This window comes from Corallococcus carmarthensis (genome assembly GCF_003611695.1).
GTDB classification, from domain to species: Bacteria; Myxococcota; Myxococcia; order Myxococcales; family Myxococcaceae; genus Corallococcus; species Corallococcus carmarthensis.
On record NZ_RAWE01000367.1, the window covers coordinates 1 to 5,316 of the forward strand.

At 72.2% G+C, this 5,316-nt stretch carries 5 protein-coding genes; 1 reads left to right on the top strand and 4 read right to left on the bottom strand.

Annotated features, from left to right (window positions below; translation table 11 throughout):
• A partial coding sequence (locus tag D7X32_RS43040) for an APC family permease (RefSeq protein WP_147450496.1) occupies positions 1 to 749 on the bottom strand: 749 nt, incomplete at its 3' end.
• Positions 750 to 839: 90 nt separating this feature from the next.
• Positions 840 to 1,373 carry a hypothetical protein gene (locus D7X32_RS43045; RefSeq protein WP_120608284.1) on the bottom strand — a complete coding sequence of 178 codons (534 nt, stop codon included), beginning with the start codon at positions 1,371 to 1,373 and terminating at the stop codon, positions 840 to 842.
• Positions 1,374 to 1,505: 132 nt separating this feature from the next.
• Here D7X32_RS43045 and D7X32_RS43050 point away from each other — a divergent pair, with 132 nt between their 5' ends.
• Positions 1,506 to 2,630: a glycosyltransferase family protein gene (locus D7X32_RS43050; RefSeq protein WP_120608285.1), complete on the top strand. Its 1,125-nt coding sequence runs from the start codon at positions 1,506 to 1,508 to the stop codon at positions 2,628 to 2,630.
• Here D7X32_RS43050 and D7X32_RS43055 read toward each other — a convergent pair.
• Both D7X32_RS43055 and D7X32_RS43060 read right to left on the bottom strand, forming a co-directional pair.
• Positions 2,614 to 3,663 carry a GNAT family N-acetyltransferase gene (locus tag D7X32_RS43055; RefSeq protein ID WP_120608286.1) on the bottom strand — a complete coding sequence of 350 codons (1,050 nt, stop codon included), beginning with the start codon at positions 3,661 to 3,663 and terminating at the stop codon, positions 2,614 to 2,616. The two genes, D7X32_RS43050 and D7X32_RS43055, sit on opposite strands and share 17 nt — an antisense overlap.
• A 237-nt stretch (positions 3,664 to 3,900) precedes the next feature.
• Positions 3,901 to 4,902, bottom strand: coding sequence for an endonuclease/exonuclease/phosphatase family protein (locus D7X32_RS43060; RefSeq protein ID WP_120608287.1), 1,002 nt, complete (start codon positions 4,900 to 4,902; stop codon positions 3,901 to 3,903).
• Positions 4,903 to 5,316 lie beyond the last annotated feature (414 nt).

Here is a 5,316-nt window from a genome sequence, read left to right on the forward strand (position 1 = left end):
GCCTGCGCCAGGGGCGCGCCCGCGTGCGCCAGGTCTGGCAGCGCCGCCACGCACGCCCACACGAGCCCCACGTACAGCAGCATCGCCAGCAGCAGCGAGCCCACCGTCGCCATGGGCACCGTGCGCTCCGACGCACGCACCTGTCCGGCGATGACCGGGACGATTTCAAAGCCCTGGTAGGCGAACATCACCGTGAGCCCCGCCTTCAGCCAGGACGCTCCCGTGGCGGGCAGCGGTGGCGGCACCTGCCCGGTGGGCAGGAAGAAGAACGCGGCCAGCAGCGCCGCCAGGGGCACCAGCTTGAGCACCGTGAGCGCCGTCCACGTCCGCGCCGACACGCGGATGCCCGAGGCCACCAGCGCCGCCAGCCCCGTCACCAGCGCGGAGGCCAGCAGCCGCTCGCCCACGGGCCCGCCCAGGCCCACCGACGGCGCCACCGCGCGCGCCAGTCCCGCCATCACCGCGGACGTGCTCAGGAAGGCGCTGACGTAGGCGACCCAGCCGACGAGGAACGACACGCGCTCGCCGAACGCCGCGCGCGCGAACACCACGGGCCCGCCATCCGAGTCGAACCGCCGGCCCAGCACCGCGAACGCGAACGCCACCGGCACCAGCGCCAGCCCCGTCAGCGCGAAGGCCCAGACCGCGCCCAGGCCGGGCGCCTGCGCCGCGACCTCCGCGGGCGCGAAGAAGATGCCGACGCCCACGATGCCGTTGACGCCCAGGGCCAGCAGTTGGAACGGCCCGATGGTGCGCTCGGGTGCGACGCCGGAGGGAAGGGTGGACACGGTGCGGACTTCACTACACCCGCGCCCCGCGCACCATCACCGTGCACGCGTTCAGGGGTGGGAGAGCAGCACGCTCAGCGCGGCCATGCGCCCGGACGCGGACTCCTGCTCCAGGGACTTCGGGATGGCCACGAACACGTCGTTCTCGCGCTGCTCGCCGCAGGCGCGGGTCCCCCGGTAGTGCTTGCGGTCGCGCTCGATGATGAGGTTGTAGCCGCACGGGCCCACCGACCCCATCAGCGCGTCCGGGCTGAGCGTCAGCGATGAAGGCTGACCCGCGAAGGTGCCCATGGCCTCCACCACCTCCGGGCGCTCGCGCACGGACATGTCCACCGGCTTCTGGTCCACGGTGCCCTGGATGCGCTGGTCCGACAGCTTCAGGTCCACCGGCTGCTGGAAGGCCTGGCCCTGGAGCGCGCTGTCCGTCATCCGCAGCCGCAGGTCCGGACCCTGGAGACCTTGCGCGTCGACGCTCGCGCGCACGGTCGTCCGGGGCGTGCGCAGTTCCACGGTGTCGTCGCGCTTCGCGACAGCGGATCCGCCCGCGAGCAGGGCGGCTACGGTGAGGATGCGAGCGGTTCTCATGCTCCAAAGCTGGGGCGTCGGGCCACGCGCCACCAGGGCCGCGCCCCGGCTGCTCGGGGGGCGGCACGCGGTGGAGAAGGACGCCCCGCCGGCTTCCGGAAGGGGAGCGGCCTTCGTGATATCCGTGCGCTCGTGTCCCGCACGCGCCTGCTGGCCCTCCTCGTCGCACTCGTCGCCATCGTGGTCGCCGTCTGGCAGCGGGCCCGGGCCGTGGAACGGCTGGGCCAGGACTTCGACGAAGCGACCTACCTGCCCATCGCCTTCACCTATGCCCGGATGCTGGATGAGGGCCGCTGGGGCGACATTGGCGGGCTCCGGGAGAACTTCGAACACCCGCCGCTGGTGAAGCTGCTCTTCGCCGAAACCGTGCGCGTGACGGGCGCTCCCGAACCGGACTGGCCGGACGTCCCCATGGGCCAGCCCATCCCGGACGCCGCGCGCCCCACGTTCCTCGCGACGCGGAGCCTGTCCGCGGTGGCCGGCGTGCTCCAGGTGGGGCTCGTCGCGCTCGTGGATCCGTTGGGCGCGCTCCTGCTCGCGTGGGACCCGTACCACACGAAGTACACGTCCCAGGCATACCTGGAGGCCGTGCCGGGGCTGTTCGCGGTGCTCGCGCTGCTCGCCTTCGAACGTGCCCGGCGCCAGGGCTTCGCGCCGGGATGGACGGCGGTGTCCGGTGCACTGCTGGGGCTCGCGGCGGCGGGGAAGTATCCGTATGGCCTCGTGGGCGGGCTCACGTTCCTGCCCTTCCTGGTGGCGGGCGCGCGCACGCGGTGGCGCCCGTGGGCCGCCATCGTCGTGTCCACGGCGGCGGCGTTCCTCCTGGTGAACCCCGCGCTGTGGTCTTCGCCGTTCGCGTCGCTGTGGGAGTCCATCACCTTCCACTGGGGCTATTCGCACAGCGAGCACGTGCGCCGCAGCGCGCTGCCCTGGTACCAGCCGCTCGCGTTCCTCACGGACACGTGGCTGTCCAACTCCGACCCGGGCATCTACCTCACGCACTTCAACGGGCGCGCGCTGCTGCCGCTGGCCGTGCTGGGCCTGCCCCGGACGTGGCGCGAGCGGCCCGTGTGGGCGGTGGGCGCCGTCGTCGGACTGGTGTTCCTGCTGCTGTGGAACACCAAGTGGCCGCAGTACCTGCTGCTCGTCCTGCCCGCGCTGTGCGTCTGCGCGGGCGGGGGCGTGCGGACCGTGGCCAGCGGAGCGGTGTGGCTGTTCCGCAAGGTCCAGTGCTCGCGCGTCAGCGCAGGTGCGTGAAGACGCACGGGTCGGCGGGCAGGTCCAGGTCGCAGATGGGCATCAGGCACGTCACCTTCGCGCGCCGGGGCAGGGGCACCCAGCCTGAACGCAACAGCATGCAGGCGGGGGTGCCGGGCCCCCGCAGCATCCCCGCGCACGCCACGCCCCGGCGCTCCATGTCCTGCATGGCCACCTGGAGCAGCCGCTGCCGGTCCTCGGCCGACACGGAGGCGTGGAAGGCCATCAGGTCCACGACCTCCGCGGTGAGCTCTCCCACGCCTGTCATCAGCAGGCTGTGCGAACTCACCAGCCCGCGCACCTCGCCGTCCTGCTCCAGCACGAAGGTGCGCGGCACGTCCCGGTACTGGAGCTGCGCCGCCAGCTGCTCGGTCGTGTACGTGTAGCCCAGCGTCACCGGGCGCAGCATGTCGTGGACCAGCGTCGTGCAGCGCCCCAGGTCCGCGAGCTGATAGGGGCGGATGCCCTGGCGGTCCGCCTCCCGGAAGCGGTGCCGCAGGAAGGGATGCGCCAGCGTGAAGAGCCTCCGCTCATTGTCCGTGAAGGACCAGCGGGCGAGCGCCTGCGCATCAAAGGCATACATCCACATCCCGAGCCCTCCGAAGAGGCGCGTGTTCCACGCACGCCGCCAGAAGCCCGGCGGGCGGGGCTCCGCGGTGGTGAAGCCCATGGCGAGCCGCGCCGCGCGGTCCTGGTGCCGCCGGAGCAATTCCTGCGCGAGCTTCGCGCCAATGCCCTGTCCTCGATGGGAGTTCGTGACGGTGGCCCGGAGTCCGTAGCTGCCGTCCACTTCCAGGCGTCCCAGGCGGAGCCTCGCGGGCTCCGCGAAGAGCGTGCCCACCAGGGTCTTCCCCTCGTACGCGGCCAGCAGGTAGTCGCGCGGGGCCTGGCCATTCCGGAACAGGCGCCAGTCGCAGAAGCGCTTGTCCCAGACGGGGAGCGGGGCTGTCTTGCCGTAGGTGGATTGCCAGACGCGGTTGAGGAACCACGAGGCCTCGGAGGCGTCGCCCTCGAAGGTGCGCACCTCAATCATGGCCTGCCCCCGGGGACGGGATGCCGGAGCGCTCGGGGGTGGCGTGCCGCATTGGCCATGAGCTTGCGTTCATGGCGGGAAGGTAGGGAGGGGGACCGTACAGGAAAGCGGCCGCCTTGGAAGGCTCCGCCGTGGCTGTCATTGCCGCGTCAAAGCCAGGCCTTCCCCGTGCGGTGGGCTACAGGCACCGCGCTGACAGGGAGGGGGAGTGTATGGCGCCCGCCGTCCCGCGCCGGCTCAAGGGGGCGGCGTGAGCGCGAAGTCCGCGTACACCGCGCCGTGGTCGGAGCCGCCGTATCCACCGGTGGCCTCGCGGGCCACGCGGTAGGAGCCCGGTACGTAGGCGCCGCCGCCGGGCGCGAGGTACAGGTGGTCGATGGCCTGCCCCCTGCCGGAATAGAAATACGTCCACGTCTCGTTGTCCGGCCGGTCCTTTGCGACGCGCAGGAGGCCCTGGTCCAGGGCGTTGATGGGATCCGAGCCGGGGATGTCGTTGAGGTCTCCGCCGAGCACCACCAGCGCGGCGGGGAACTCCTTTGCCGAATCGAGGAGGATCTCCCGCGAGGCATTGGCTTCCGCGAGGCGGCGGCCGGGATCGTCATCCACCTTGGAGCGGAAGTGCGCCGCGAAGACGATGACCCGCGTGCCGTCCACGTCCAGGTGCACTTCCAGCAGGTCGCGCGAGAAGCGGGTGGCCGAGCCGTCCGGCCTGTAGATGTATTGGCTGCGGTGGCTGCGGGTCTCGATGATGGGGTGGCGGGAGAGGACCGCCACGTCCACCGACGCCGCGGAGTAGGTCTCTCCGAGCTTCGAGTACTCGAACTGCGGAACGCGGCCGAGGAGCCCGTTCAGCGAGTCCTGCGTCTCCACCTCCTCCAGGAGCACGATGTCCGCATCGAGCGGGGTGATGGCCCGGCCGAGCTGGTCCACCTGCGCCGCGAACTGCTCCGCGGTGGGCAGTTCCTCATAGTTGGAGCCGCCGCAGGAGCCCGTGTCGCAGACGGTGTCGAACAGGCGGTGCACGTTGAACGCCGCGATGCGCACGCGCGGGCCGGACGGCTCCGGTGGCGTTCCGCTGTCGGGCTGCGGGCAGTTGCCGGAGACGCAGGCCCCGGCGTCCGGGACCGGCAGCGTTCGCGAAGAAAGGCCGTCACAGCCCGCCACGGCGAGCACCAGGCTCCACAGGGCGAGGGTCGAGCGGGGACGGAAGCGGAAGGGGAGCCGCGGCGAGGGTGACATCGGGGCGGCAACCTATCACCGCGCTTTCTGGTGGACCGGCCCGAAGCGTCCGACGACGCAGCGCGGCTCGCTCTTGCGGACAGAGCGCGGACCCCAGGTGCTGGGGATGTGGACCCCGGGTGGGCCTGCTTCCGCGTGTGGGACCTGGAACGGCGCGGTGCGACGGCCCCACCCGGACGCGGCCGATGCCGTGCCCCTTTCGACCGGTCACGGCGAGGACTTCGCTCCCGCCCCCGGTGGCGCCGACCGGCCACGGGATGGGCGGCGCCGTTCGGCGTGGCTTCCCGACCGCTCGTCCCCGAGGCCCCCGGCCGTGCCGCCAGGCGGGTGCATCCTGCCTTCATGTCGGGCGCGCCCGCGCCCGCGAGGTGCCGACGCCATGAACCCGTCCGTTCCCATGTCCCCCCTTCCTCC